Origin of the sequence: Streptococcus pseudopneumoniae ATCC BAA-960 = CCUG 49455 (genome assembly GCF_002087075.1) — a bacterium.
Lineage (GTDB): Bacteria > Bacillota > Bacilli > Lactobacillales > Streptococcaceae > Streptococcus > Streptococcus pseudopneumoniae.
In genome coordinates, this window is sequence record NZ_MWSM01000019.1 from 78,642 (window position 1) to 104,514 (window position 25,873).

A 25,873-nucleotide genomic window follows, 5' to 3' on the forward strand; every position below is an offset into this window, starting at 1 on the left:
AAGATTCTATCACTTTTTATAAGTGTTAGCAAATTTATTATATCTCATTTCTAAAACGCTTTCAATACAGTGTAGTATAATAGATTTTAGTTTCAAGAAACTCTTTTGTATAATAATATCCTTGAAAGTAGTTTCAGATGAACATTTATAGTCCATAAAAAGAAAACAGAGACTCATCTGTTTTTTACACTCAATGAAAATCAAAGAGCAAACTAAGAAGCTAGCCGCATGATGCTCAAAACACCGTTTTGAGGTTGTAGATGAAACTGACGAAGTCAGCTCAAAACACCGTTTTGAGGTTGTAGATGAAACTGACGAAGTCAGCTCAAAACACCGTTTTGAGGTTGTAGATGAAACTGACGAAGTCAGTAACCATACCTACGGCAAGGCGAAGCTGACGTGGTTTGAAGAGATTTTTGGAAAGTATTAACACCTACAGACAAGCCTGACGATAGCAAGAACTACCCTACTCGATAGGTATCGGCTTTTGCTTTCTGAAAAAAATTATTTTAAGCAATTTGACAAAGCTAGCAACAAAAAATTCTATAAATATTTCCATGATAAAACGCATAGTATCAAGTCTTCTTAATCCCCTGATACTATGCGTGTTTGTGATTTTTAAGATTTTGTGCCTAGAGTCGACTCCTTATTTTAGATATTTGAAAGGAATCTCACTCCCACAGAGCCAGTTATAAACATGGTCATTGACAAAAACATTCATGGCTTCGTGGGCATACTCAGGCATGATGCGATAAGCCTTATCGCAGATCAAACGATTGTAAATCGCAAACTGGGTAATGGGATAGCAAACATCGTCGTCCAAGCCCGTAATCATCTTAACCTCACCTTGGATACGATGGGCAAGATTTTTGACATCGATATAGGCAAGGGTCGCCATGATTTCCTCCTCTGTTTCATGAAAAGGATCGTGGAACTTGAAATAACGGAAAAGTTCATCATAAGCCTCACTAGTATTGCCAATCTCAATCACCCGTCTGAAGTCTGACAAGAAGGGATAGATGGAAACTGTTTTCTGAATTCGAGGATTGAGCGCTGCTGCAACCAAAGCTAGAGCACCACCTTGAGAGGCACCATAGCTAGAAAGACGCTTCTCATCTACCTCAGGCAGATTAGCAATAATTTCAACCAACTGGTAAATATCCAGATAAACATCCTTATAAAAGAGGTGATCCCGACCCTCCACAGCACCACGGATAATATGTCCCTTAACCGTATTTCCTAGAGGAGAACGCAAACCGTCTTGTGAATAGCCCGACTGGCCTCGAACATCCATGGAAACAACACCGTAACCAGCTACGGTGAAGCCCAGCATGTCGGCCCAATCCCAGCCACGTCCCATATAACCATGAAAATGGAAGATTAGTGGAACCTTCTCCTCACTCTTTGGAAGAACAATGCGTGCATAAACCTTTCCTTCCTTGCTTCCTTCAAATGTTAACTCATAGCACTTGACTTGAGGAATGTGGAAATCTCTTTCCTCCAAGTGGTAGGATGGAGGTGTGGAAACATTTTTCACTTCCCCATCCCAGAAAGCATCAAAGTCTTCCGGAACCTCATCCCTTCCTCTATAGGTCTTAATTTCTTCTAGCAAAGCTGGATTTTTCATAGCATGCTCCTTTTATTTTGTAATCGTTACCACAACTGTAGCATATCTATGTAATCAATGCAAGAAAGAAGGGTAAATAGAAAGTGAATTTAGATTCTTTACTTTTAGGATGATGGGCTAAAAGTAGTTTTAGAAACGAAAAAAGAGCATTTCGCTCTCTCTTCTGTTTATACTAGTTTTTTGCTTCTTTCTTTTGAAAAGTGCTTGGGTAATTTACTTTAATCGTTACTGTCATATGAGAGTCCTCGTTTCTTTTTGATGACTCTAGTATAAGGGCCAAACCTGAAAGCTAGCTTAAGTTTTCCTTAGAGAAAGCTTAATCCAGATGTTCTTTCTTTTCCAGATGAAAGGCAATCATGCGCCACTCTGGATCCTCTTGCCAGCCTTCAATAGAACTAATGTAACTAGCAACTTTTCTAGCTTCTTCTAAAATCGGAAAATCCTCGATAATATCAGCCACTTGGAACTCTGGAAGCCCTGACTGTCTGGTTCCAAAAATCTCACCAGAACCACGCATTTTCAAATCTTCCTCCGCAAGGACAAAACCATTGGTGGTTTCTGTCATGATGCGCATGCGGTCTTTCCCAGAATCCGTCTTGGGATTGGCAACAAGAACAGCATAGGACTGCTTGTCCCCCCGACCCACACGACCTCTGAGCTGGTGAAGCTGACTAAGCCCGAAGCGATCGGCATCCATGATAATCATGACAGTCGCATTTGGAACATTGACCCCAACCTCGATAACCGTTGTTGAAACTAGAATATCTGTTTTTCTCTCCTTGAAATCCTGCATGATCTGGTCTTTTTCGTCACTCTTCATCTTACCATGTAGAAGAGCCACTTCTGCCTTACCTGCAAAATGAGCCGTCAACTCCTCTGATAAGGCAATGGCATTTTTCAAATCCAGAGCTTCTGATTCTTCAATCAAGGGAGAGATGACATAGGCTTGAGAACCTTTTTGAATTTCCCCCTCTAACCAAGTCAAGACCTGAGGTAAGTGCTCATGCTTGATCCAGCGTGTCACAATAGGCTTCCGACCTGCTGGCATCTGGTCGATAATGGAAACATCCATATCTCCGAAGGCTGTGATGGCCAGCGTCCGTGGAATGGGAGTCGCCGTCATCATGAGGACATCTGGATTGTCGCCTTTTTCCCGTAAAATACGCCTTTGCCCCACACCAAAACGGTGCTGTTCATCGATGATAATCAAGCCAAGGCGAGCATAATCCACTCCATCCTGAATCAGAGCGTGGGTTCCGATAATCAAATCAGCCTCACCCTTGGCAATGGTCTCCAAGACTTCTCTCTTTTCTGCAGCTTTTAAGGAACCTGTCAATAGAGCCAGTTTCAAGTCTGGAAAAAGGTTCTGTAAACTCTCAAAATGTTGCTCTGCGAGAATTTCTGTTGGTACCATGAGGGCTGATTGGTAGCCAGCTGTCACTGCCGCAAACATAGCCAAGCCAGCGACCACCGTTTTTCCGCTCCCCACATCCCCTTGCAAGAGACGATTCATGTGGTGATCCGACTTCATGTCTGTCAAAATTTCCTGTAAACTCTTTTCTTGAGCTGGGGTCAAGGAAAAAGGTAGATTTTCTTTAACTACTGTCACTTTTTCCTGAGACCAATTCAGAACCAGACCACTTCCCTGAACTCTATTTTCAGACTTGAGCGTCTGCAATTGCATTTGAAAATAAAAGAGTTCCTCAAATTTGATACGGCGAAGAGCCTGCTTGTATTCTGCCAAATCCTTGGGGAAATGCATGGCACGAACAGCCTGACAACGGGACATGAGTTTGTATTTGTCCAGCAAAGACTGGGGAAGATTTTCCTCAATCAAGAGTTCCAGTCCCTGATCAAAGGCTGTCTTGATAACTTTGACCAGACTGGCCTGACTGATTCCCTGAGCCAAGCGATAGACAGGTTGGAGATCATCTTCCACCTGAGCCAGGACCTTCATCCCAGTCAGACTAGCCTTGGCACGGTCCCATTTTCCAAAGACAGCAAGAGTTGCTCCCAACTCTATCTTATCAGCCAGATAGGGCTGGTTAAAGAAGTTCACCGCAAAAACGACTTCTCCCTGCTTGAGGCTAAAGCGCAGACGATTGCGCTTGAAACCATAATACTGGACACTGGCAGGAGTCACTACTTGTCCAGACAGAACTGCCTTTTCTCCGTCTTCCAGCTCCAGCACTTGCTTGGTTTTGAAATCTTCATATCTGAAAGGAAAGTAAAGCAAGAGGTCTTGCAAGTTTTCAATTCCTAGTTTGGCGTATTTTTCTGCTGACTTTGGTCCCACACCAGGTAAGACATGCAAGGGTTGATGTAGATTCATGCTCCACTCCTTTCTTTTCTAATCATATTCTCTCGGAATGCGGTCGCTGAGAAGACAAACCACCTCATAGTTAATAGTCCCACGGTAGGACGCTACCTGAGTTGCAGTGATTTCCTTATCCCCATTGGAGCCAATCAAGGTTACCTTGGTTCCGAGTGGGTAAGGCTTAGGCAATCGAATAGTGATTTGGTCCATCGAAACCCTGCCGACAATTGGGCAAGCTTGGCCATCTACCAAGACAGAGAAATTTTCCATGTCTCTTGTCCATCCATCTGCATAGCCGATTGGCACGGTCGCGATGACCTGCTCGCTATCTGCCTGATAGGTCGCCCCGTAGCCCATGCAAGCTCCAGCTGAAACTGTCTTGACATGAACCAGAGCAGACTCCAAGGTCAAGGCTGGAATCAAGTCATAGGGTAAATCCAAGACCTCTCCGCTAGGATTGAGACCATACATGGCATCTCCCATACGAACCGCATTGAAAATAGTCTCTACATGCCAAAGAGTCGTTGCAGAATTGCTAGCATGAACCAGCTCTGGAAGACCTTTCATACTTGATAGAATGGTTTTAAACCGTTCCAACTGGGCATTAAAATAGTCATCTGATTCCTCATCAGCAGTCGCAAAGTGGGTAAAGATTCCTTCAACACGAACACCGTGTTGTTGGAGCAAGTCTTGAGCCTGATCAGCCTCACTAGCCTCTCTAAAACCAATCCGTCCCATCCCTGAGTCAATCTTGAGGTGGACAGTCAAGCCAGTTAAATCTGCTTCCTTATCTAAGAGTGCTTGAATCCACTCCAATCCAGCCACTGTCAAGGTGATGTCATATTCTTTAGCTAGAGTAACAGCTTCTAGCTCAGAAACTCCTAAAATAAGGATTTTCTTGCTGAGTCCAGCTTGTCTGAGTTCAATAGCTTCATCAATATTGGAAACGCAAAAGCCATCGACATCATCTTGAATCGCATTGGCAACAGCTACTGCCCCATGCCCATAGGCATTGGCTTTGACCACTGCCCACTTGAGTGTCCCCTCAGGGATATGAGCCCCCATTTGCTGAATATTGTGTCGAATAGCTCCCAGATGAATCAGAGCCTTGGTTGGTCTATGCGGACTAGCTTTCATGATTTTCCTCCAAAATGACACTGGCTGTCACAAACTGATCGGTATGGCTGATAGATAGCCAAATTTTTCCTGAAAATGGTGACTGACTAAAATAAGGCGCCCCGCGTTCATTGTTTAAGACTTCTAAATCCTGAAAACCGAGCTTGCCAATTCCCGTTCCCATGGCCTTGGAAAAGGCTTCTTTAGCCGACCAGCGACCAGCCAAATATTCGATTTGCCTGCGCCCTTTAAGACTGTTAAACCGTTCCATTTCCTTGGCTGTCAGCACGCGCTTGGCAAAGCCTTCATGTCGTGCAGCCGCTCTTTCTATCGAAGCCAATTCTTCGATGTCAATTCCGTGTCCAACTATCATTCTCATCAAAAGGAGTTGAGATTCCCCAACTCCATCCTTTTCACTTATTCTGCCAAGGTAGCATAGATTTCTTCTACCAAAGCCTCTGTATTTTCCCAACCTAGGCAAGGATCTGTAATAGAGCAGCCAAAGACCTCTGGTTGGTTTTGACGACCATCTGCTAGGTAAGATTCAATCATAAATCCTCGAACTGTCTTTTTAATTTTCTCATTCCAATCACGATTTTGCAAGGTCTGGCGAACAATTCGAATCTGCTCCATATACTGCTTGCCTGAGTTATCATGGTTGGTATCAATGAGGATAAAGGGATTTTCAAGTCCCATGGTTTCATAGCGTTCAATGGCTTGGAGTAGGTTTTCATAGTAGTAATTCGGCATATAATTGCCATACTCGTTAACTGCTCCACGGAGGATGACATGGGACAAAGGATTACCTGAAGTCTCAACTTCCTGCCCATGATAAAGGAAGGTTTGCTTATTTTGAGCAGCATAGATGGCGTTAAACATAACACCCAAATTTCCTGAGGTTGGATTTTTCATCCCTACTGGTGCATCAATCCCAGAAGCCACAAAGCGGTGCTCTTGGTCTTCCACAGAACGAGCTCCAACAGCATGGTAGCTGACCAAGTCATCCACCAAGATTAGATTTGACGGATAAAGCATCTCATCTGCCGTCGTCAAACCAGTCTCTGTAATCACTCGGTAGTGCAACTGGCGCACAGCCTGCAAACCGTTAATCAGGCTTGGAGCCTTAGAAGTGTCTGGCTGGTGAACCAACCCTTTATAGCCGTCTCCGTTGGTACGAGGCTTAGCAGTATAAACGCGCATAACCATGAAAATCTTGTCCGCTACCTTCTTTTGCAAGGCTGACAAGCGGCGGGCATATTCCAAGACAGCTTCTTCATTATCAGAAGAGCAAGGACCAATTACCAAAAGGAGACGGTCATCTTCCCCTGAAATAATGTCTGCCAATTCCCTGTCACGGCTTTCCTTGAGTCTCAAGGCTTCCGCAGACAATTGGGTTTCAGCCTTAATGACTTCCATATCGATTTCTTGACCTTTTTCAATAAATGCCATCTTATTCTCCTAACGTTTTGTAAATTTCTCTGACAAGAGCTTCTGTGTTATCCCAACCCAAGCAAGGGTCTGTGATAGACTTACCAAATACTTCTGGCTCATTTTGTCGACCATCTTCCAGATAAGACTCAATCATAAAACCACGAACGAACTGCTTAATTTTTTCATTCCAAGCACGGTTAATCAAGGTCTGGCGGACAATTCGGATCTGTTCCATATACTGCTTACCAGAATTGTCATGATTGGTATCAATGATGATAAAAGGATTTTCCAAGCCCATTTTCTCATACTGGGCAATGGTCTCAATTAAATTGTCATAATAGTAGTTGGGAATATTGTTACCATACTCATTAAGAGCACCACGAAGAATAGCGTGTGAAAGCGGGTTCCCAGTTGTTTCTACTTCTTTTCCTAAGAAAAGGAAACTTTGTTTGTTTTGAGCAGCATAAATCCCATTAAACATGACATTGAGATTTCCAGAGGTTGGATTTTTAAAACCAGTAGAAAATCCTGCCCCACTTGCCACAAAGCGGTGTTGCTGGTCTTCAACTGAACGGGCACCAACTGCCATGTAAGAAATCAAATCATCTACAAGCGGAAGGTTTTCAGGATAAAGCATTTCATCAGCAGTTGTCATCCCTGTTTCTGTGATGACACGATAGTGAAGATGGCGAACGGCTTTGATTCCATTGATAAGACTAGGCGCTTCTGTCGCGTTAGGCTGGTGAATCAAGCCCTTATAGCCATCTCCGTTGGTACGGGGTTTGGCAGTATAAACACGCATAACCATAAAGATACGATCTGCCACTTCTTCTTGTAGGACTGCCAAACGCTTAGCGTATTCAAGGACAGCTTCTTCGTTGTCAGATGAGCACGGACCGATTACCAAGAGAATCCGCTGGTCTTCTCCACGCATGATGGCTTCTAGCTCTTGATCGCGCTGTGATTTTCTCTCCAAAGCTTGGCCTTCTAATTTTGATAAGGCACGAACTTCTTCGATATTTATTTTAGGACTTTTTGCTGTAAATACCATAAGTCATCTCCTTATAAAGCAAACGGATACCAAGTAAAAATTTACTTTTCACAAGATATCCGCCTCTAAACTATCTCATTTTATTGTCTTTTACCGTGACAATTTTTAAACTTCTTACCAGAACCACATGGGCAAAGTTGATTGCGTCCAATCTGGCTCAAATCCAAATCTTCTGGCATACTTGCTTGGTGAGCAGCGATATTGCGAGTCGCTGTTGTACTGATATGGCGTTCTGCCTGTGGTCTTTCTTGTTCATGAATTTGTGCTTTCATCATCAAGCGTGTCACATCAAACTCAATCGAACCAATCATATCATTAAACATACGGAAACCTTCTGCCTGATACTCAACAACAGGGTTGTTCTGAGCATAACCACGAAGTCCAACCGCGTTACGCAATTGATCAAGGGCATCGATATGATCTGTCCACTTGTTATCCACCACTCGTAGAATCAAAACTTTTTGGAATTCTTTAACTGCTTCTTCATCGCGTAGTTTTGAAACCTGACTATCATAAACCTTCAAGGCACGTTGGAAAAGCTCTTCCTTGATGGCCTTATCAGACAAGCCTGACAAATCTTCCATCGTAATAGAATCTTCTGGAAGCAAGTTGTACTTAGCAAAGTTCAAAATTGCTTCAAGTTTTTCATCTTGTTTGGCACGCGCATGACCATCGACGACACGTTCAATCGTGCGTTTGTGCATAGCCTGAATTTCAGGTGCCAAGTCACGGTCTGCAGTGATGACATCGTAACGTTGAGCATAGATAATCTCACGTTGTTCACGCATGACATCGTCGTATTGAAGGACTTGTTTACGGGTATCGTAGTTATTTCCTTCGACACGTTTCTGAGCTGCCTCAACCTGACGCGTCAACATACGAGACTCAATGGCCTCTTCAGACATATTCAAGCGTTCAAATATGCCTTTCAAGCGTTCAGAACCAAAACGTTTCATCAAATCATCTTCAAGAGAGAGGTAGAATTGTGACTCACCTGGATCTCCTTGACGACCTGAACGTCCACGAAGCTGGTTATCGATACGACGACTTTCATGACGTTCTGTACCAATCACACAAAGTCCTCCAAGTTCACGAACACCTTCACCAAGCTTGATGTCGGTACCACGACCCGCCATGTTGGTTGCGATGGTAACGGCACCACGTTGACCAGCATTCATGATGATTTGGGCTTCTCTATAGTGATTTTTGGCATTCAAGACTTCGTGAGGAACACCAGCTGCGACCAATTTCTTAGAAATGTAGTCACTAGTTTCAACCGCTACTGTACCAACCAAGACAGGCTGACCCTTTTGGTAACGAGCCTTAACGTCTTCGACAACCGCTTTAAACTTAGATTCGATACTTGCATAAAGAAGGTCTGAGTGGTCAATCCGTTGAACAGGACGGTTTGTTGGGATTGGAATCACACGAATGTTGTAGATTTCACGGAATTCTTCTTCCTCAGTCTTACCTGTCCCCGTCATACCAGACAATTTCTTGTACATACGGAAAAGGTTTTGATACGTGATTGAGGCAGATGTCTTGGTTTCATCCTGGATTGGCACACCTTCTTTGGCTTCAATAGCTTGGTGCAAGCCATCAGAATAACGACGACCTTCCATGGTACGACCTGTAAATTGGTCGACAATCAAGATTTCTTGCTCTTCGCTCACCACATAGTCAATATCGAGAAGCATGATGTAGTTGGCACGAAGGGCATTATCGATAAAGTGAGTAAGAGCTACGTTTTCGATGTCATAGAGATTTTCAAGCTTGAAGTAGCTTTCAGCCTTGTCAATCCCTGAATCAGACAAACCAATAGTCTTAGACTGCACATCGATGATGTAGTCGTCTTTGTCCAAAGATTTTACATAGTGGTCTGCCATATGGTAGAGCTGACTGGTTTCAACTGCATTAGCACCTGATACGATCAAAGGTGTACGGGCCTCGTCAATCAAGATAGAGTCAACCTCATCGACCAAGGCATAGTTAAGCGGACGTTGTACCATGTTTTCAGCACGAACGACCATGTTATCACGTAGGTAGTCAAATCCGATTTCTGAGTTGGTTGAGTAGGTAATGTCACACTCATAGGCTTCTTTTTTCTCCATTGGAGATTTGGCAGCCAAGTTAATCCCTACTGACAAACCAAGCCATGAGTACAATTCACCCATCTCAGTCGCGTCACGTTCTGATAGGTATTCGTTAACCGTAACTACGTGAACCCCTTTGCCTGAAAGGGCATTGAGGTATACCGGCATAGTCGCAGTCAAGGTTTTCCCTTCCCCTGTACGCATCTCTGGCACGTCACCATGGTGAAGAACGATTCCCCCCATGACCTGAACCTTATATGGGAAGAGACCTAGGACACGTTTGGCACCCTCACGGACAACCGCAAATGCTTCATAAAGCAATGAATCCAGCGATTCTCCATTTTGATAACGTTCTTTAAATTCAACTGTTTTTGCTTTTAGTTGGTCATCAGTCAAAGCAGCCATTTGGTCTTCGTATTTGAAAACCTTGTCAGCCATCTTTTCCAGACGACGGATTTCTCCTTTATCATTTTCGATAATTGTTTTTAAAATATTAGCCATGTTTTTCCTTACTTTAAATTCCGAATATTTTAGAATGTTCTTTTAATTTTAGCACAATTACTGATTATTTTCAAGGAAGAATCCCCATTTTGAAAAGGAAAAAGAGGCTAGTTTTCAAGCTAACCTCTCTGACTTTTATGATACTTTAATTGCCAAGAATCGGCAAAATGGCAAATAGGATAAATAGATTTATCCAAAAAGAAAGACAACAGATAAGTCCAAAAAGAAAGACAACAGATAAGTCCAAAAACAAAGAGACTGACTTTCTTGGACAGCAAGGCCATCAAAATGGACAGAATTCCAAAAACTAGTAAAACTTTCTGCATGATTAAGAGATTGATAGATATTCCCAGAACTGGTTTATCCCAAGGAAGAAAGAAGAAAGCCAGCCAGATCAGCAGAACTAAACCAATATAGACCTTAGAATAGCGTGTAATAAATGATTTTAGATGTGCCATAAGCCACCTCCTAAGCTTGTATATCTTTTGAATACTGTATATGCCCATTTTCGACAACTAATACATCTGTACAAAGGTCTGAAATATCTTCCGATATGTGTGATGTCAGGATAACCAGACCATTTTCTTTTTTAAGGTAAGATAAAATGACCTGTTTGGTTAACCTCACACTCTTCTCATCCAAAGCATTCATGGGTTCATCGAGAAAGAGTATAGATGGTTCGGCAATAAAGGCTTGAATCAAAGCCATTTTTTGTTTCGTTCCTAAGGATAAATGACGGTACTCAACGTCTTCAAATTCCTGTAAATCATAATATTGGATCCAATCGGCAATTCTTTTTTCCGTAACTTTAGATGAAAAATACCTCAACAATTCCAAATTTTCTCTAAGGGATAAATGAGATAAAAACTCGACTTTTTCAATTAAAACCCCTGCATCCTGAATATAATGATTTTTTATCCCGTAGACTTCCCCATCTTGAAGAACTTTTCCTTTGTCAAGCTTAATATAACCAGCAAGTGCCTTTAAAAGAACCGTCTTGCCAGATCCATTATCACCTTTAAGGCCATAAATTTTTCCTGATTGAAAGACCAGATTTAACTCATTTAAAATAGGTCTTTTCCCATAAATTTTCTGTCCATTTATAATTTCAAGTCTCATCGTTTATCCTTTCTTAAATTTCTCTTCCAAGCGACTAACAATCAAGATAACTAATAAACTTAAGAGTCCTAAATACACTGTTACAATATGATCCATCATCCATTCTTGTCCCACAAATGCTAAAAAATAGAGAAAAAAGGAAAAACCAGCGCCCGCACTAATCAGTGCTATCAGATAAGACAGTAGCAAGTACAACATCATTAACTGAGCAAGTAAAAAGAAAAGTACGACTGTTTTGAAATGAATTCCTAGAGGAAGTAAACCAAGGAACCAGACAAATAAATCTTGAGTAAAAAATTTAGAGATGACAACCAATCGTTTCCTTGTATAATCGAAAAAGGAGCTTGATTGATAGCGAATCAAGTGATGGTAATGGTCTGCCAAATCAGTTTCAAGCAAAATAACAGAGAGCCATCCTACCATGAAAAGCGAAAGGTTTAACAAGAGTTTGGGGATTTCTAAATTCACTTCAGAATAGTCATTATAGGAAAAGATTGAAATCAATTCTCTCTTGAAAAAGAGAAAAACATCCTGCTTTTGAACCGCTGTTGACAATAGATAGTTTATCAAAATCATCATCAGAACTATACGAAGTAGTAAAACGATCTTTCTCTTTAGCAAAATATTGTTAAAATTCTTAAACATTATCTTCATATTTTTCAAGCACCATATAGGGGACAATATAAAGGATATAAGGAGTAAAGAGTTTCATCAAACTGACATCCCCATAGCTAGCTTGCATCAAACTCGTCATAGGAACCATATAGTAAGGCAAGGCACTATAGAGTAACATAGAACCAAGCCAAAGAAACATCAAATAGGCAATTGCCGAACGAGTCACATTCCCTAAATAATCAACTATTTTTAAAAAATAGACTGCATTGATGAAAATACCGATTAGTAGGACACAAGTAAAGAACAAATAGCTTGTTATCTCTCCATCTAGGAGCCTTTGTAAACTACTCCCATCAGAAAATAGAGAATTCCATTCAAGAGGAGAAAAAGTCCCAAAGAAATAAGTTAAAATTGCAATTATCAGCACAGTCACTAAATATATCACACAAGGGATACTTGCAACTTGCAAAGTCAACTTTCTTTTTACCCCTTGATAACTCACTTCTCTTCCAATACTCAATCGTAAAACTTTATTTTTCAGCTCAATATATTGAAAACCTAGCAAAACAATGATGATTGGAATAATAAATGATTGATAAAAACCTAGATTGAACTGGAGAATACGAAAATCTAATGCTGATTTTAATAAGTCATTTTTAATTGCTTGTCCATCGAATTTAGCTAGATCGGGCGCATGAATATCAAAAAAGAAATAAGTCATCAAAACATCACGATAAACCAAAGCAAGAAAAAGCAAAGTAAGCAAGACATAAACAAATTTATGCCTTGCCAAAGTTAAGAGAGGAATCTTCATAAGCCACCTCCTATTAAAAAACCGATATAAATCAATGCCTCCCCGCTTTAGACTTCCCTAACTCCTTTCTTAGTCTAAGCATTTTTTTGAAACAGGAATAAGTTAACCTATTCAGACCAATAGCTAGCAGAATAAAAAGAAACCAAATGCCCCATAACTTGATATCTGTCAAATTTCTCAAGACGATATTGAAAAACAGAACTGAAACAACTATCCAAGCAAGGCTAAAAAGAGCATAGAGGGGGATGTAAAACCAGTAAAAATAGTAAAAAATTGGGAAAAATTTACTTTCTCTATTATCCTTTTCAATCCAGCTGAAAAAGTAAAACCAGGGAAATAAGATTATAAATTTAAACAAATGTTTCATCGACACCTCCTTTTTGATAGCGTTTTCTATTATTTTATTATATCAAAAAAATCTGGAAATGTCATTCCAGATTCTACTTTTTTATTTACGTTTTCTTGCGATGAGATGGATCGGTGTTCCTTCAAAGACAAAGGCCTTGCGGATTTGATTTTCCAAGAAACGCAGGTAAGAAAAGTGCATAAGTTCTTCTTCGTTAACAAAGATAACAAAGGTTGGTGGTTTGGTTGCCACTTGGGTCGCGTAGAAAATCTTGAGGCGTTTCCCTTTGTCTGTCGGTGTTGGGTTAATGGCAATAGCATCCATAATCACATCGTTCAAGACAGCTGATGGAATACGTGTGTTTTGACTTTCACTGATTTGCTTGATCATCTCAGGAAGTTTGTGGAGACGTTGCTTGGTCAAAGCAGATACAAAGATAATCGGTGCGTAAGGCAGGTATTGGAACTGCTCACGAATATCTTCTTCCCAGTTTTTCATGGTGTGGTTGTCTTTTTCAAGCGTATCCCACTTGTTGACCACAATAATCATTCCTTTACCAGCTTCATGAGCAAATCCTGCGATACGCTTGTCGTATTCACGGATGCCTTCTTCCGCATTGATGACCATTAAGACCACATCTGAACGGTCAATAGCACGCATGGCACGCATAACAGAGTATTTCTCGGTATTTTCATAAACCTTACCAGATTTACGCATCCCAGCTGTATCAATCATGGTAAACTCTTGACCATCTGTATCTGTAAAGTGGGTATCAATGGCGTCACGAGTTGTTCCAGCAACTGGACTGGCAATGACACGGTCTTCTCCCAAGATAGCGTTAATCAAGCTTGATTTTCCAACGTTAGGACGACCAATCAAGCTAAACTTAATCACATCTGGGTTTTCTTCTTCATATTCATTTGGAAGATTTTCTACAATAGCATCTAGCACATCCCCTGTACCGATACCATGGACAGATGAGATTGGCAGTGGTTCCCCCAAACCGAGGGCATAAAAATCATAGATATCATTTCGCATCTCAGGGTTGTCCACCTTGTTAACTGCGAGGATAACTGGTTTATGGGTTTTATAAAGCTTACGGGCTACGTACTCGTCTGCATCGGTAATTCCCTCCTTACCAGACACGACAAAGACGATAACATCTGCTTCTTCCATGGCAATTTCTGCCTGGTGCTTGATTTGTTCCATGAAAGGAGCATCGACATCATCGATTCCTCCTGTATCAATCATGCTAAAAGAACGATTGAGCCACTCACCCGTTGCATAGATACGGTCACGTGTCACTCCTTCAACATCTTCTACAATGGAGATTCGCTCACCAGCGATCCGATTAAATAGGGTTGATTTCCCAACATTGGGACGTCCTACAATGGCAATAGTTGGTAGGGCCATAATTTCTCACTTTCTACAATAACTTCTTCTGTTCAAGATTTTTTCTAGTTGAGCTTGGTTCTGCTTGACCAAACTGTTCTGCTAGGCGCTGACTCCAACTTGTGGTCGCACGCGCCCCAGCATAGTCAGCCTGCACACGGTCATAAGCTTGGATTGCCTCAGTTGACTGTTCTTTATATTCTTCCTCAAATACCACTTGAGTCAATGGCAAGCGAGGTTTGACTTCATGTTCTTGATTTGGCACACCTAGTGCCATCCCAAAGACAGGATAGGTGTAGTCAGGCAGGTTAAAGAGCTCTGCCACTTCTTCTGACTTGTATCGAACCAAGCCAATGATGACACCACCATAGCCCAAGCTTTCAGCTGCCAACAGGGCATTTTGTCCAGCAAGAGCCACATCAACCGAACTAATCAAGAGACTTTCTACACCTTGTGGTTGGAATGTATCGATATGAAGCTGGGCTCCCTTTTCTGCTCGGTTCAAGTCTCCGACAAAGAGGAGGAAAACAGCTGACTGACGAATGGCTTCTTGAGGTACCAATTCATACAAGGCATCTTTCTTCTCTTGACTTCGTACCACAATCACAGAGTAGGATTGGAAATTCTTCCAAGACGAGGCCATCTGGGCTGCTGTCAGGATTTCAGTCAAGTCTTCCTGAGGAAGGGCTTGCTCCTTAAATCTACGCACTGAAGTATGAGCTTTCATCAGTTTAATCGTTTCTGTCATCGACGGTTTACTCCTTCTAAACGAGTCTCCTCAGCCAAATAACGGATGCGTTCCATGACCCGTCTGGCTTCCCAGGTTTCGTCATTTCCATGCTTCCCTTTAGCGAAATGCTGCTCCAATTCTTCAAAGTTGAAGTTGGAGGTGAAAAAGGTCGGTAAATTTTCCTGCATCCGATATTGGAGAATGACTTGTAGGATTTCATCCCGCACCCAAGCTGTTGATTGCTCGGCACCAATATCATCTAAAATCAGGACTTCAGAAAGCTTAATCTCATCCACCAAGGTCTTGACATTACCATCACCGATAGCATTTTTGACATCAATGACAAAGCTAGGATAGTGGAGGAGAGTTGATGAGACACCGCGTTTTTCTGATAAATCATGGGCTAGGGCAGCCACCATGAAACTTTTACCCACACCAAAGTCTCCATATAAGTAAAGACCTTTTCGAATAGCTGGATATTGCTCCACGAAGGCTAATAGCTTCTCAAAAACTGGCAAACGCCCCAAATCATCCAAGTCTACTTGAGCTAAACTAGCTTTCCTGAGACTAGCTGGCAGATTGATTAACTTAAGACGGTTCTTAATAGCCGCTTCTTTTTCCGCTGCGATTAGTTCAGGAGTTTCTTCATAAGAAACGTCCGCATAACCATGATTCATAACCAAAATCGGCTTGTAGCCTTTGGCAATATAATCCGTATCACCACGAAGAAACTTGTCTCTCTCGGTGATGTACTGATTAAACTTGGAGATACTGCGATTCAATTCCTCTGGAGTCAAGGATTCTTGCTGGATAAAGGCCGCAACATCAGGGTCCTTCATGATTTTCTGAACCAAATCTTGATAATGAAAACGGCTAGGTTGACGTTTGAGTACGTCTCCGACACTTTCCATCTAATCTCCTCCTTTTTCTAATCGAGCTAATAGTTCTTGTTTCTTACGTTCTAGTTCCAGACGAGTTTCCTCACTGGTTTCATTCTTATAATCTGGATTGCTCCACTTGGGTACATTGGACTTGGTAGGACTCGGTTTACTAGCCTTTTGAGCCTGGCTCTTTTGCCCACGCTCACGGATGCGCAAGACTGCCTCTTCTGCCGAATGAATCTTTTGATAGGCATAGTCATTGGCCACTTTCATGGCATATTTCTCATTGATATTTGCCGAATCCACCTTATTAAAGGTCAATAAGAGAATGATATTGATGACTTCGTCCAGCAAGCCCAAACCAGCCATCTGTTGCAAGAGGTCTCTTTCTGTTTGGGTAATGGTTCCCTTGCGTGTTTGCTTGATTTCTGCCAAGAACTGCAATGCCGTTTTACTTTTGGCTTCTTTGATAATAGTTGCTTCCTTAGGACTAAAGTCAGAGGAAATCGGTTTTTGAGCAATTTTTTCCCGCATGCGTTTGGTTGAAATGACCTGGGAAACAGCTGTTGACTTAGCCAATTGATAGGTTTCAAACCAAGTCCATTTCTTCTCCTCGGCAATGGCAAAGAGGTTCAAGACATCGGACTGCTCATCCGCAAAGCGAAGTCCATCTCGAGCCATGAGCTGACGAAAATGGTCCAAGTCAAAATCGTTGGCCACTTTCTTCTTGAGACCAAGGTCTTCTTGACTTCCCAGCTCTGCCAAATCTGGAAAGACTTGATTGAGTGAGACAGATATTTCTTCTCCCTCAGCACTCTCAACTTTCAAATCCTCCACAGCTGCATCGCCAATCTTTTTTTCCAAGAGTCTACGATAAACAGGGTGTTCCAAAAAATCCTGACTCGAAAGAGGAGCATGGAGGGCTAGCTGATAAACATCCCCCTTTTGATAGAGGGTCAAGAGATTAAAAGCAGATAAGATTTTCAGGGCTTTTATCAATCTATCCATTCCAAAGTTAAGATGGTTGAGAATACTTGAAAAGAGGTATTCCTTTCTGCCATTATCCCAAAAACTGATTGTATAAAGATAAAGGCTCAGTGCCTCCTGACCGATAATCGGGAGGTAACACTGTACCAGAGATGAGGTATCTTGCGACACCCGATTATTCTTTAGATAAGAAAAACGGTCAATTGGCTTCATTTATCTTTCCTTTTTCTTTTTAGAGGACTGGGTGATTTGTTGGAGCAAGCTCTCTAACTCACTGACATCCTTAAAACTACGATAGACACTGGCAAAACGCACATAGGTAATCTCGTCCAATTCAGCCAACTCCTCCATGACGAGTGACCCAATGTCCTCACTTTGAATTTCATTTTCATTTCGACCACGGAGTTTCTGTTCGATACGATTGACTACCATGTTGATTTCATCACTTGACACAGGACGTTTCTGGGCTGAGCGGATAATCCCATTAAAGATTTTATCTCTGGAGAATTGTTCCCGTGTGCCATCTTTTTTAACAACCACTAAGGTTCTTTCTTCTACCCGTTCGTAGGTTGTAAAACGGTGTTGGCATTCGTCGCACTCACGTCTTCTACGAATGGTGTTCCCTTCTTCTGCTTGGCGACTATCGATAACACTTGACTTGGTAGCCCCACATTTTGGACAACGCATCCTTTCCCTCCTTATCGTTTTCTTTTCATTATACCATTTTTTAAACGATTCCCAAAACAATTCTTCTTTTTGCTTGACAAGTTTTTTGTTTTGTTGTATTATTTAATTAAGACAAAAAGATAAAAGAAAGGAGACCAAGATGTCCTGGACATTTGACAACAAAAAACCCATCTATTTACAGATTATGGAGAAAATCAAGCTTCAGATTGTTTCCCATACACTGGAAGCCAATCAACAACTTCCAACCGTGAGAGAGCTAGCGAGCGAGGCCGGTGTCAATCCAAACACCATCCAAAGAGCCTTGTCAGACCTTGAACGAGAAGGATTTGTCTACAGCAAGCGCACAACTGGACGATTTGTGACTGAAGATAAAGAGCTGATCGCCCAATCGCGCAAACAATTATCAGAAGAAGAATTGGAACACTTCGTTTCCTCCATGACCCATTTTGGCTATGAAAAAGAAGAACTACCAAGCGTAGTCGGCGATTATATTAAAGGAGTTTAAGCCTATGTCATTACTAGCATTTGAAAATGTATCCAAATCTTATGGAGCAACCCCAGCCCTTGAAAATGTTTCCCTTGACATCCCAGCTGGAAAAATTGTTGGTCTTCTTGGGCCAAATGGCTCAGGAAAAACAACCCTGATTAAACTAATCAACGGCCTCTTACAACCAGATCAAGGACGCGTCCTTATCAACGACATGGACCCAAGCCCAGCAACCAAGGCTATCGTAGCTTATTTGCCTGATACCACCTATCTCAATGAGCAAATGAAGGTCAAAGAAGCCCTAACCTACTTCAAGACCTTCTATAAAGATTTCAATCTTGAACGCGCCCATCATCTACTTGCAGACCTCGGCATTGATGAAAATAGTCGTCTCAAGAAACTATCAAAAGGAAACAAGGAAAAGGTACAACTGATTTTGGTTATGAGCCGTGATGCTCGTCTTTACGTTCTGGACGAACCCATTGGTGGGGTGGATCCAGCAGCCCGTGAGTATATCCTCAATACCATTATCAACAACTACTCCCCAACTTCTACCGTTTTGATTTCTACCCACTTGATTTCTGATATCGAGCCAATCTTGGATGAAATTGTCTTCCTCAAAGACGGAAAAGTCGTCCGTCAAGGCAATGTAGATGACATTCGCTATGAGTCTGGTGAATCCATTGACCAGCTCTTCCGTCAGGAATTTAAGGCCTAAGCAAAGGAGATTATTTATGTTTTGGAATTTAGTTCGCTACGAATTTAAAAATGTTAACAAGTGGTATTTAGCCCTTTATGGTGCTGTGCTAGTCCTTTCTGCCCTTATCGGGATACAAGCACAGACCTATAACAATCTGCCTGTCAAAGAAAACCAACCTGTCCTACTCATTTTTCTAGCTACTGTCTTTGGTGGATTGATAATTACACTTGGGATTTCAACTCTTTTCTTGATTATCAAACGCTTCAAAGGTAGTGTCTATGATCGCCAAGGCTATCTGACTCTGACCTTGCCAGTTTCTGAGCACTATATCATCACTGCTAAATTAGTCGGAGCCTTCATCTGGTCTATACTTAGCTCGGCTGTACTGGCTCTAAGTGCTTTTCTTATTGTGACTATAACGGTTCCAGAATGGATGTCACATTATGACTTGATCCCACTTCTAGGAACATACCTTCCTCAACTCTCTCTTGTGGGGTTATCCCTCCTACTAAATACCATTTCCAGTATCCTCTGCATCTACTTGGCTATTTCCATTGGACAACTGTTCAATGAATACCGTACAGCACTCGCTGTTGCAGCCTACATTGGGATCCAAATCGTCATTGGCTTTATTGAAGTCTTCTTCAATACCAGTGCGAACTTCTATGTCAATTCACTTGCAGGATTTAATGATAATTTCTATATGGGAGCAAGTACGGGCATTGTTGAAGAACTCATTTTCATAGCTATCTTTTACCTCGGAACCTACTATATTTTGAGAAACAAGGTTAATTTGCAATAGTTTTAAAATCAAAAAGGATAACATCTCATCACAGAGAGGCTATCCTTTTTGATTTTATCTCATTTTCCGTCTAACTTTATCTTACAGACGAATCCTTCTAACCAATTAATACTCTTCGAAAATCTCTTCAAACTACATCAGCTTCACCTTGCCGTAGGTATGGTTACTGACTTCGTCAGTTCTATCCACAACCTCAAAACCATGTTTTGAGCTGACTTCGTCAGTTCTATCTACAACCTCAAAGCAGTGCTAAGGAGCATATCTATTATGCACCCCCCTATGTCTCTTGGGAAAGGGGAACTAATGAGAATCACAATAGGCTCATTCGGAGATGGTTACCTAAAGGAACTAAGAAAACGACTCCCAAAGAAGTCGCATTCATCGAAAATTGGATTAATAACTATCCTAAAAAACACTTGAACTACAAGTCCCCCAGAGAAGACTTCTTGATGGAGAACTTGAAATTTGGCAATGAAATAAAGACTATACAAATTGATTAAGGAATTTAAAACATAGTAGATTGAAACTAGAATAGTACACCTCTACTTCTAAAACATTCTTAGAAATCGATTTGACTGTCCTGATCGATTTATCCTGTTCTTATTTCATTTCACTATAATTTCTAACAATATTTTAAAAACTGAACCGTACTATTTCAACTTCCATAAATTACAATATTGATAGGCACAGTTCCCATACCTGTCCAAATTCGAATAACGTTTAGTATAAATTAGAATATGACTACAACATCACAAATAATTAGACTATCTATAATATCTACGATGTAACATATACATAGGAAGCACCGTTATCAAGAGCGCCAAGGCTATCAACCAGATAAGATGAAGATACAAACCTGTCACCTCACCTCCCCATATAATACGAATCATGCAGGTAGCGTGATACAAGGGAGAAAACCAAGTCAAATCACCAAGTATTGGGGGCAAGGAAGTAATGGGAAAGAAGGTATCTGAAAACATATAAAGAGGACGGATTACCAAAACATTGTAGTAATTCAGAAATTCCCTAGACGGTGCCAAGTAGGTAAAGATTAGTCCTAAAACACCAAACAAATAACCCACTATAAATAAAATCAGAGGAATCAATAACATCAAGACATGAAAATGCGCTGTGATAAGCATGGAAATCAGCCAAAAAATCCCACCGAAAATCACTGCACGAATACCTGCCCAGATAGCCTGACCCACCACAATATCACTCGTATTGATTGGCGTCATCAACATAGCATCATAAGTCTTTTCAATCTTATACTGGATAAAGGCATTGACCGTTGTTTCTGCGGTGGCCGCAGACATGGCAGTCGCAGCAATTAAACCTGTAATGACAAAATCACGGTAGAGCATACCGTTAACATGCGTCAAATAGGCACCAACTCCAAATCCCATTGCTAAAAGATAAAAGAGGGGGTCGATAAGGTTGGGGACAATTGAAATTTTAAATAAATTTCTAAAACTCATGTAGTTGCGTACCACAACGTGTCCGATGGACTGAAATGATAACTTAAACATGCAAGTCCTCCTTCTCTGTCCCAGTCAACCCCAAAAAAAGCGTCTCAAGGTTGTCAGCATCATACTTGATGAGCAAGTCTTCTACAGTTCCTTCTTCTTTGATAGTCCCTTGGTGGAGCATCAGCACCCTATCTGTCAAATATTCAATCTCATTCATATAGTGGGAAGTAATAATGATAGAAACACCTAATTCCTTCAACTCCAAAAGTTTATCCCAAATAATATTGCGGGATTGAATGTCTAAACCAACTGTCGGTTCATCTAAAATGATAATATCAGGCCGATTGATGAGAGCTCTTGCCAAGACAAGACGTCGTCGCATCCCATCCGACAGCTGATTCACCATCTTTTGCGCATGTTTGCTCAGTTGAACAAAATCCAAGAGAGAATCGATTCTCTTCCTAAGTTCGACAGATGAGATACCATAACATAGACCGTGAGCAAAAAGATTATCATAAACATTCAAGGTCATGTCCAGCATATCCTCCTGCCCTACAATACCCAGACAAGATTTACTCTTACGACGATTGGTTTCAATATTTTGCCCCAAGATATCAATCTCTCCTGAGGAAATTGAGGTCAGTGAGTAAATCATCTTTAAAGTGGATGTTTTGCCAGCACCGTTGATTCCCAAGATACCCAAACACTCTCCTTCTCCCAATTCAAAGCTAATTCCCTTGACAGCTTCATAAGAACCATATTGCTTTTTTAGATTTTTAACACTTAACTTCTTCACTCTTTCTTTCCCCCACAAATAGAGCATGTTGGATACTTTGTTAATTCATCAAAATGTTGTTCGAATGTTATAAAGTCAATTGAGAATCTTTTATTAAATGTTAGCAATGCTTCGTATCCCCAAAAAATATATCTTAAAATTTCAAACGAAATAAAATACCCTTGAAATAGACAAGCAGGACCTAAAGCACCATTCGGAGTTCTGAACATCTCTAGTTCCAATGAATTTGTCATCGTACGAACAGTCTCCAACTCCTCAGCATACTCAGGAATTTTTTCCAAATCCTCTAAAAACTGACAGTAATAGCACGCTGCTTTATACGGAATAATTGAATATACTTTCCCATTTTTCTTACCAACCACAGCAGACAGACATAATTTATTGTATTGAACACAGGCTTCATTGACCCAAAAATCAATATAGCCTGTTGGATAATCTGCAACATTTACTACGATATCACATTTTGAAGTTTTTATTAACTCATCGACATCCTCTTTTGAACCTATCTCTTTATCAAGTACCTCAAATTCAATTAAAGGATTAAACTTTCTAAGCGACTCTTTTGCAGCCTCTACTTTTCTTTTTCCAATATCAGATGTCGAATACAAAATTTGTCTATTGAGATTACTAGCTTCGACCGTATCAAAATCAACTGCTGTAATATGCCCTATACCTAATTCAGCCAATGCTAGACAGATATTACTTCCTATACCGCCAATACCTAAGAGCAAAATACGCGTCTTTTTTAATTTTAACTGATAATCATATTTTGTTAAAGATAATGTATCTAAAGTATTAAAAAAGTTAAGATTTACGGAATATCTGTCCAATTCTTCTGAAGTTAATTCAGTTGTAGTAACAAAATTATCCTCCAAATACCCTAGTGTATCTAGTAAAGAAATACTTTCTTCTACATCATTAGAAGACAAGTTATCAACTAAACTACAAATTTCATTGATTGTGTATTGTCCATTGAGGAGCTTAATGAGCTGAGTATACTTCTCATCCAGATTCTCAATCTCAATACCATAATCTTTTCCTATACCTAATCTAATTTTATCCTTTAAAAATAGGACACTATGAATATCTTTAATTTTAGGTAAATTCAATTCTATTTCCTCCTAAAATAGACAAAAGGAATGGAAAAATCCATTCACTTTTGAAAAAATGTTGAGAATGTAATCTTAAGATTAACGTCCTTCAACTGTGGATACTGCTGCAATTACTTTTGTAATTTTACCTCCATTTAAACTCAGACAATAAAATTTAAAATATTCTCTAGTAAAACATTTTAAAAATCTATTTATCTTGTGCTTTAATTATAGTATAATAAAAGATAGAAAATCATCGATATATGAAATTTGGAGAAAATTTTTATGGAACCAGATATTTTCATCATCACAAAACTCTTATCAGACCCTTCTCGGATGCACATTTTAGATATTCTAATGGATGGAAAAGCTCACACGGTTAACGAAATTGCCAGCTTTACCAAAATCAAGCAACATACTGTCAGCTATCACCTCAAATTACTTACCGAAGCACAGGTAACCACTCTACAAACCTATGGACGTTTTCATTATTATTCTTTAAAAAGTGCTGCCATTGCAGAAATGCTGGAATTTCTCAGCTTCTACTCTCCTCAGCGTGATGTCAAAAGTTATAAACAACACATTCACAAAAAGGAATTAAAGGTCGCTCGCACCTGCTATGACCATATTGCTGGTGAGCTTGGCATTTCCATTACCAATTATCTCTTGCAAGAAAATCTCCTCAGCGAATCAGAAAAAGACTTCCAACTCACTGAAGCTGGGAAGTCTTATTTCCAAAGAAAATTACACATTGATACGGATGAATTGAAAAAGAAAAAACGGAAATTTTGCCCTAAATGTTTGGATTGGAGCGAACGTAAAAATCATGTCGGCGGAGCTCTCGGCAATGCTCTTTTAGAATTTTTCAGTGAAAAACAATTGGTCATCCCTGCACAAACGCCACGTTCACTTACCATTACAGAGCAGGGCAAAGAATTCCTCGAAAAGGAGTGGGGGATTTAAACATGGATTTTTAAGCAAATAACTGTCCATACCAATTCTATAACAACCTCTCTATTCCCCTTACTCTCCCAACTGGGCACTGTAGGCGATAATCTGATCAACCGTATCAGACAAGAATTGGATGGTATCACGAAGTGGTTTGTCTGTTGAAATATCGGCTCCGATAATCATGGCTGACTCAAGCGGTGTCTTGCTACCACCTGATTTGAGGAGATTGAGCCAGTCTTCAGCTCCGGTTTCAGAGTTTTTAAGATGAAGGTAACCAGCTGTCGAGATAACTAGTCCTGCTGAGTAAGTATAACTATACAAGCCCATGTAGTAGTGAGCTTGGCGCATCCAAGTCAAAGCTGCATCATCGTCGATTTCAATGGCATCTCCCCAGAAATCGGTCAAAACTTCCTTCATAATGCTGTTGAGCTTACTTGCTCCAAAGGTCTCCCCTTCTTCAATCAATGTATACACTTTACGCTGGAATGCTGCTTCCAAAAGGTGAGTGATAAAGTTATGGAAGTAGGTGTCTGTCAAGCGGTGAGCCAGAGCGAAGCGTTTTTGACGAGGGTCGTCAGACTGATGCTCCAAGTAATCACTGAGAAGCAATTCATTGAAAGTTGACGGCGCTTCAACATAGTAAGTCGACATGTGAGCATTGAAGTAACTCTGATGATTGTCTGAAAAGATGAATTGACCAGAATGCCCGATTTCATGAATCAAGGTATAGACATCGCTCAAACGGCCTGTCCAGCTCATGAGGACATAAGGGTGCACGCGATATGAATCCGCCGCATAACCGCCGGAATCCTTGCCACTGTTAGCAGCAAAGTCCACCCAGCGCTCTTCTTGATAGCGAGAAACTTCCTGACAATATTCCTGCCCCAAAGGTTCTACCGACTTCATGACCAAATCATAGGCGTCGTCAATAGTCACTTGAGGATTGAGGGCGCTATCCAAGTCCAATTTCCAGTCTGCAAAGGTCATCTTTTCAAGGCCATTCACCTTGGCAACATGCTTGAGGTATCTCTGAGCAACGGGCGCAAAATCCTTCATGATGAGGTCAATCTGACGATCAAACATAGCACGGTTCACTTCTTGCTCAGCCAGGAGATAATCAAAGACTGAGTCGTAACCCTTCATATCTGCTAGTAGTTTTTCAGACTTGACTTGGGCTAGATAGGCTGCAGCGGCCGTATTTTGGTGCTTACGAAGTCCCTCTGAGAAGGAACGGAAGGATTTCTCACGAACCTCAGCATCCTCATGATTTTGGTAGAAATTTTCATAGGTCACAAAGCTGTTTTTGTAGGTCTTGCCATGGGCTTCAAAGTCAGCCATTTCAAAATCCCCAGCACGCATCTTAGTATAAATATCCTGCGGACTGTAGAAAACTTCACCGAGATTGGTCAAGGCCTTCTCCACATCAGCCCCTAGATAGTGGGCTTTTTTGATTTTGGCCTGACGAATGGCCGCCGTCAAATGAGGCAATTTACCCAAACGGTCCAAGACTTCCTCATCAGCTTCCACCAAGGCATCGTCAAAGAAGGTCAAGGCTACGCTGGCGTCTGTTTCAAATTCCATCCCAGCTTGGGCGATATTAGCAAAATCCTCATTGCTATAGTCTGTCGTCTGCGGCATAAAGCCATAGTTGCCAATATGGCTCATCTGAATGTAGATTTGTTCCAATTCCGCAAAGGCCTTTTCAAAATCCTCAAAAGTATGAAGATTTCCCTTGTAATCACGACTAAATTGGTTGATGTCTTCACGAGCCTTCTCGATCGCACGCAAGAAATCCTCACGGTCTTGATATAGGGCTGTTAAATCCCAAAGTTCCTTCTCTGGAAATTCTGAACGGTGTTTTTGTTCCATT

24 protein-coding genes and 2 pseudogenes are annotated in these 25,873 nt (G+C 41.0%); 5 read left to right on the top strand and 21 right to left on the bottom strand.

The features are described from left to right. Positions 1-646 precede the first annotated feature (646 nt). The 17 genes and pseudogenes from B4W83_RS05155 to nrdR form a co-directional block, all read right to left on the bottom strand. The gene (locus B4W83_RS05155) at positions 647-1,627 is read right to left on the bottom strand and encodes an acetylxylan esterase (RefSeq protein ID WP_000795134.1); all 981 of its coding nucleotides are present in this window, start codon (positions 1,625-1,627) and stop codon (positions 647-649) included. A 316-nt stretch (positions 1,628-1,943) separates the two neighbouring features. Then, on the bottom strand, positions 1,944-3,959 hold the full coding sequence (gene recG, locus B4W83_RS05165) for an ATP-dependent DNA helicase RecG (RefSeq protein WP_001048779.1): 2,016 nt from the start codon (positions 3,957-3,959) through the stop codon (positions 1,944-1,946). Between the two features lie 18 nt (positions 3,960-3,977). Beyond that, the gene (gene alr, locus B4W83_RS05170) at positions 3,978-5,081 is read right to left on the bottom strand and encodes an alanine racemase (RefSeq protein ID WP_000648056.1); all 1,104 of its coding nucleotides are present in this window, start codon (positions 5,079-5,081) and stop codon (positions 3,978-3,980) included. Further along, complete coding sequence (gene acpS, locus B4W83_RS05175) at positions 5,071-5,433, bottom strand: holo-ACP synthase (protein ID WP_000634996.1); 363 nt, start codon at positions 5,431-5,433, stop codon at positions 5,071-5,073. The genes alr and acpS overlap by 11 nt, the downstream gene beginning before the upstream one ends. A 44-nt stretch (positions 5,434-5,477) precedes the next feature. Continuing rightward, a complete protein-coding gene (locus B4W83_RS05180) occupies positions 5,478-6,509 on the bottom strand; it encodes a 3-deoxy-7-phosphoheptulonate synthase (RefSeq protein ID WP_000864063.1) in 1,032 nt (343 codons plus the stop codon). Between the two features lies 1 nt (position 6,510). Beyond that, positions 6,511-7,542, bottom strand: coding sequence for a 3-deoxy-7-phosphoheptulonate synthase (locus B4W83_RS05185; RefSeq protein ID WP_000232198.1), 1,032 nt, complete (start codon positions 7,540-7,542; stop codon positions 6,511-6,513). 80 nt (positions 7,543-7,622) lie between these two features. Next, entirely contained in the window at positions 7,623-10,136 is a 2,514-nt protein-coding gene (gene secA / locus B4W83_RS05190; protein ID WP_001274079.1) for a preprotein translocase subunit SecA, read from the bottom strand. Positions 10,137-10,281: 145 nt separating this feature from the next. After that, positions 10,282-10,594, bottom strand: a pseudogene (locus tag B4W83_RS05195) (hypothetical protein). 10 nt (positions 10,595-10,604) lie between these two features. Next, positions 10,605-11,255 carry an ABC transporter ATP-binding protein gene (locus B4W83_RS05200; protein ID WP_001235270.1) on the bottom strand — a complete coding sequence of 217 codons (651 nt, stop codon included), beginning with the start codon at positions 11,253-11,255 and terminating at the stop codon, positions 10,605-10,607. Positions 11,256-11,258: 3 nt separating this feature from the next. Then, positions 11,259-11,900: a hypothetical protein gene (locus tag B4W83_RS05205; protein ID WP_007284818.1), complete on the bottom strand. Its 642-nt coding sequence runs from the start codon at positions 11,898-11,900 to the stop codon at positions 11,259-11,261. Beyond that, on the bottom strand, positions 11,893-12,684 hold the full coding sequence (locus B4W83_RS05210; RefSeq protein ID WP_000701281.1) for a hypothetical protein: 792 nt from the start codon (positions 12,682-12,684) through the stop codon (positions 11,893-11,895). Before B4W83_RS05210 ends, B4W83_RS05205 begins: the two co-directional genes overlap by 8 nt. Before the next feature lie 31 nt (positions 12,685-12,715). After that, entirely contained in the window at positions 12,716-13,051 is a 336-nt protein-coding gene (locus B4W83_RS12950; protein ID WP_000681323.1) for a hypothetical protein, read from the bottom strand. 81 nt (positions 13,052-13,132) lie between these two features. Next, positions 13,133-14,443: a ribosome biogenesis GTPase Der gene (gene der / locus B4W83_RS05220; RefSeq protein ID WP_001207696.1), complete on the bottom strand. Its 1,311-nt coding sequence runs from the start codon at positions 14,441-14,443 to the stop codon at positions 13,133-13,135. A 13-nt stretch (positions 14,444-14,456) separates the two neighbouring features. Next, positions 14,457-15,170: an NADPH-dependent oxidoreductase gene (locus B4W83_RS05225; protein ID WP_000140820.1), complete on the bottom strand. Its 714-nt coding sequence runs from the start codon at positions 15,168-15,170 to the stop codon at positions 14,457-14,459. Continuing rightward, positions 15,167-16,063, bottom strand: coding sequence for a primosomal protein DnaI (gene dnaI, locus B4W83_RS05230; protein ID WP_000446511.1), 897 nt, complete (start codon positions 16,061-16,063; stop codon positions 15,167-15,169). Before dnaI ends, B4W83_RS05225 begins: the two co-directional genes overlap by 4 nt. Next, positions 16,064-17,233 carry a replication initiation and membrane attachment family protein gene (locus B4W83_RS05235; RefSeq protein ID WP_000802372.1) on the bottom strand — a complete coding sequence of 390 codons (1,170 nt, stop codon included), beginning with the start codon at positions 17,231-17,233 and terminating at the stop codon, positions 16,064-16,066. It lies immediately after the preceding gene. Continuing rightward, a complete protein-coding gene (gene nrdR / locus B4W83_RS05240) occupies positions 17,234-17,707 on the bottom strand; it encodes a transcriptional regulator NrdR (protein WP_001203672.1) in 474 nt (157 codons plus the stop codon). Between the two features lie 139 nt (positions 17,708-17,846). On the opposite strand from nrdR, the gene B4W83_RS05245 reads away from it, so the two are divergent. The 4 genes and pseudogenes from B4W83_RS05245 to B4W83_RS05260 all read left to right on the top strand — a co-directional run. After that, positions 17,847-18,212, top strand: coding sequence for a GntR family transcriptional regulator (locus B4W83_RS05245; RefSeq protein WP_000119148.1), 366 nt, complete (start codon positions 17,847-17,849; stop codon positions 18,210-18,212). 4 nt (positions 18,213-18,216) lie between these two features. Further along, positions 18,217-18,912 (top strand): ABC transporter ATP-binding protein, encoded by a 696-nt coding sequence (locus B4W83_RS05250; protein WP_000054197.1) that lies wholly within the window; start codon positions 18,217-18,219, stop codon positions 18,910-18,912. Between the two features lie 16 nt (positions 18,913-18,928). Beyond that, complete coding sequence (locus B4W83_RS05255) at positions 18,929-19,696, top strand: hypothetical protein (RefSeq protein ID WP_000498785.1); 768 nt, start codon at positions 18,929-18,931, stop codon at positions 19,694-19,696. A gap of 251 nt (positions 19,697-19,947) precedes the next feature. Further along, positions 19,948-20,196: pseudogene (locus B4W83_RS05260) on the top strand (transposase); the annotation flags it as partial. A gap of 264 nt (positions 20,197-20,460) precedes the next feature. On the opposite strand, the gene B4W83_RS05265 reads toward B4W83_RS05260, so the two are convergent. Genes B4W83_RS05265 through B4W83_RS05275 form a run of 3 tightly spaced genes read right to left on the bottom strand, consistent with a single transcriptional unit; the run spans position 20,461 to position 23,070 of the window. Continuing rightward, the gene (locus B4W83_RS05265) at positions 20,461-21,225 is read right to left on the bottom strand and encodes an ABC transporter permease (protein WP_000475591.1); all 765 of its coding nucleotides are present in this window, start codon (positions 21,223-21,225) and stop codon (positions 20,461-20,463) included. Beyond that, complete coding sequence (locus B4W83_RS05270) at positions 21,218-21,988, bottom strand: ABC transporter ATP-binding protein (protein ID WP_000966493.1); 771 nt, start codon at positions 21,986-21,988, stop codon at positions 21,218-21,220. The genes B4W83_RS05265 and B4W83_RS05270 overlap by 8 nt, the downstream gene beginning before the upstream one ends. After that, on the bottom strand, positions 21,958-23,070 hold the full coding sequence (locus tag B4W83_RS05275; protein ID WP_001052925.1) for a HesA/MoeB/ThiF family protein: 1,113 nt from the start codon (positions 23,068-23,070) through the stop codon (positions 21,958-21,960). The genes B4W83_RS05270 and B4W83_RS05275 overlap by 31 nt, the downstream gene beginning before the upstream one ends. Positions 23,071-23,337: 267 nt before the next feature. Here B4W83_RS05275 and B4W83_RS05280 point away from each other — a divergent pair, with 267 nt between their 5' ends. Then, on the top strand, positions 23,338-24,015 hold the full coding sequence (locus B4W83_RS05280; RefSeq protein WP_000433071.1) for an ArsR/SmtB family transcription factor: 678 nt from the start codon (positions 23,338-23,340) through the stop codon (positions 24,013-24,015). Between the two features lie 60 nt (positions 24,016-24,075). Here the strand turns inward: B4W83_RS05280 and pepF are convergent, their stop codons facing one another. Further along, on the bottom strand, positions 24,076-25,872 hold the full coding sequence (gene pepF, locus B4W83_RS05285) for an oligoendopeptidase F (RefSeq protein WP_000435578.1): 1,797 nt from the start codon (positions 25,870-25,872) through the stop codon (positions 24,076-24,078). Between the last annotated feature and the right edge of the window lies 1 nt (position 25,873).

Excerpts from the sequence above, each read along its gene's own strand:
- B4W83_RS05180 (WP_000864063.1), bottom strand. The coding sequence starts at position 6,509 with ATGGCATTTATTGAAAAAGGTCAAGAAATCGATATGGAAGTCATTAAG.
- B4W83_RS05225 (WP_000140820.1), bottom strand. The coding sequence starts at position 15,170 with ATGACAGAAACGATTAAACTGATGAAAGCTCATACTTCAGTGCGTAGA.
- B4W83_RS05185 (WP_000232198.1), bottom strand. The coding sequence starts at position 7,542 with ATGGTATTTACAGCAAAAAGTCCTAAAATAAATATCGAAGAAGTTCGT.
- recG (WP_001048779.1), bottom strand. The coding sequence starts at position 3,959 with ATGAATCTACATCAACCCTTGCATGTCTTACCTGGTGTGGGACCAAAG.
- B4W83_RS05210 (WP_000701281.1), bottom strand. The coding sequence starts at position 12,684 with ATGAAGATTCCTCTCTTAACTTTGGCAAGGCATAAATTTGTTTATGTC.
- der (WP_001207696.1), bottom strand. The coding sequence starts at position 14,443 with ATGGCCCTACCAACTATTGCCATTGTAGGACGTCCCAATGTTGGGAAA.
- dnaI (WP_000446511.1), bottom strand. The coding sequence starts at position 16,063 with ATGGAAAGTGTCGGAGACGTACTCAAACGTCAACCTAGCCGTTTTCAT.
- B4W83_RS05270 (WP_000966493.1), bottom strand. The coding sequence starts at position 21,988 with ATGCTCTATTTGTGGGGGAAAGAAAGAGTGAAGAAGTTAAGTGTTAAA.
- nrdR (WP_001203672.1), bottom strand. The coding sequence starts at position 17,707 with ATGCGTTGTCCAAAATGTGGGGCTACCAAGTCAAGTGTTATCGATAGT.
- B4W83_RS05255 (WP_000498785.1), top strand. The coding sequence starts at position 18,929 with ATGTTTTGGAATTTAGTTCGCTACGAATTTAAAAATGTTAACAAGTGG.
- B4W83_RS05265 (WP_000475591.1), bottom strand. The coding sequence starts at position 21,225 with ATGTTTAAGTTATCATTTCAGTCCATCGGACACGTTGTGGTACGCAAC.
- B4W83_RS05205 (WP_007284818.1), bottom strand. The coding sequence starts at position 11,900 with ATGTTTAAGAATTTTAACAATATTTTGCTAAAGAGAAAGATCGTTTTA.
- B4W83_RS05155 (WP_000795134.1), bottom strand. The coding sequence starts at position 1,627 with ATGAAAAATCCAGCTTTGCTAGAAGAAATTAAGACCTATAGAGGAAGG.
- alr (WP_000648056.1), bottom strand. The coding sequence starts at position 5,081 with ATGAAAGCTAGTCCGCATAGACCAACCAAGGCTCTGATTCATCTGGGA.
- acpS (WP_000634996.1), bottom strand. The coding sequence starts at position 5,433 with ATGATAGTTGGACACGGAATTGACATCGAAGAATTGGCTTCGATAGAA.
- B4W83_RS05200 (WP_001235270.1), bottom strand. The coding sequence starts at position 11,255 with ATGAGACTTGAAATTATAAATGGACAGAAAATTTATGGGAAAAGACCT.
- B4W83_RS05235 (WP_000802372.1), bottom strand. The coding sequence starts at position 17,233 with ATGAAGCCAATTGACCGTTTTTCTTATCTAAAGAATAATCGGGTGTCG.
- B4W83_RS12950 (WP_000681323.1), bottom strand. The coding sequence starts at position 13,051 with ATGAAACATTTGTTTAAATTTATAATCTTATTTCCCTGGTTTTACTTT.
- secA (WP_001274079.1), bottom strand. The coding sequence starts at position 10,136 with ATGGCTAATATTTTAAAAACAATTATCGAAAATGATAAAGGAGAAATC.
- B4W83_RS05245 (WP_000119148.1), top strand. The coding sequence starts at position 17,847 with ATGTCCTGGACATTTGACAACAAAAAACCCATCTATTTACAGATTATG.
- B4W83_RS05250 (WP_000054197.1), top strand. The coding sequence starts at position 18,217 with ATGTCATTACTAGCATTTGAAAATGTATCCAAATCTTATGGAGCAACC.
- B4W83_RS05280 (WP_000433071.1), top strand. The coding sequence starts at position 23,338 with ATGGAACCAGATATTTTCATCATCACAAAACTCTTATCAGACCCTTCT.
- pepF (WP_000435578.1), bottom strand. The coding sequence starts at position 25,872 with ATGGAACAAAAACACCGTTCAGAATTTCCAGAGAAGGAACTTTGGGAT.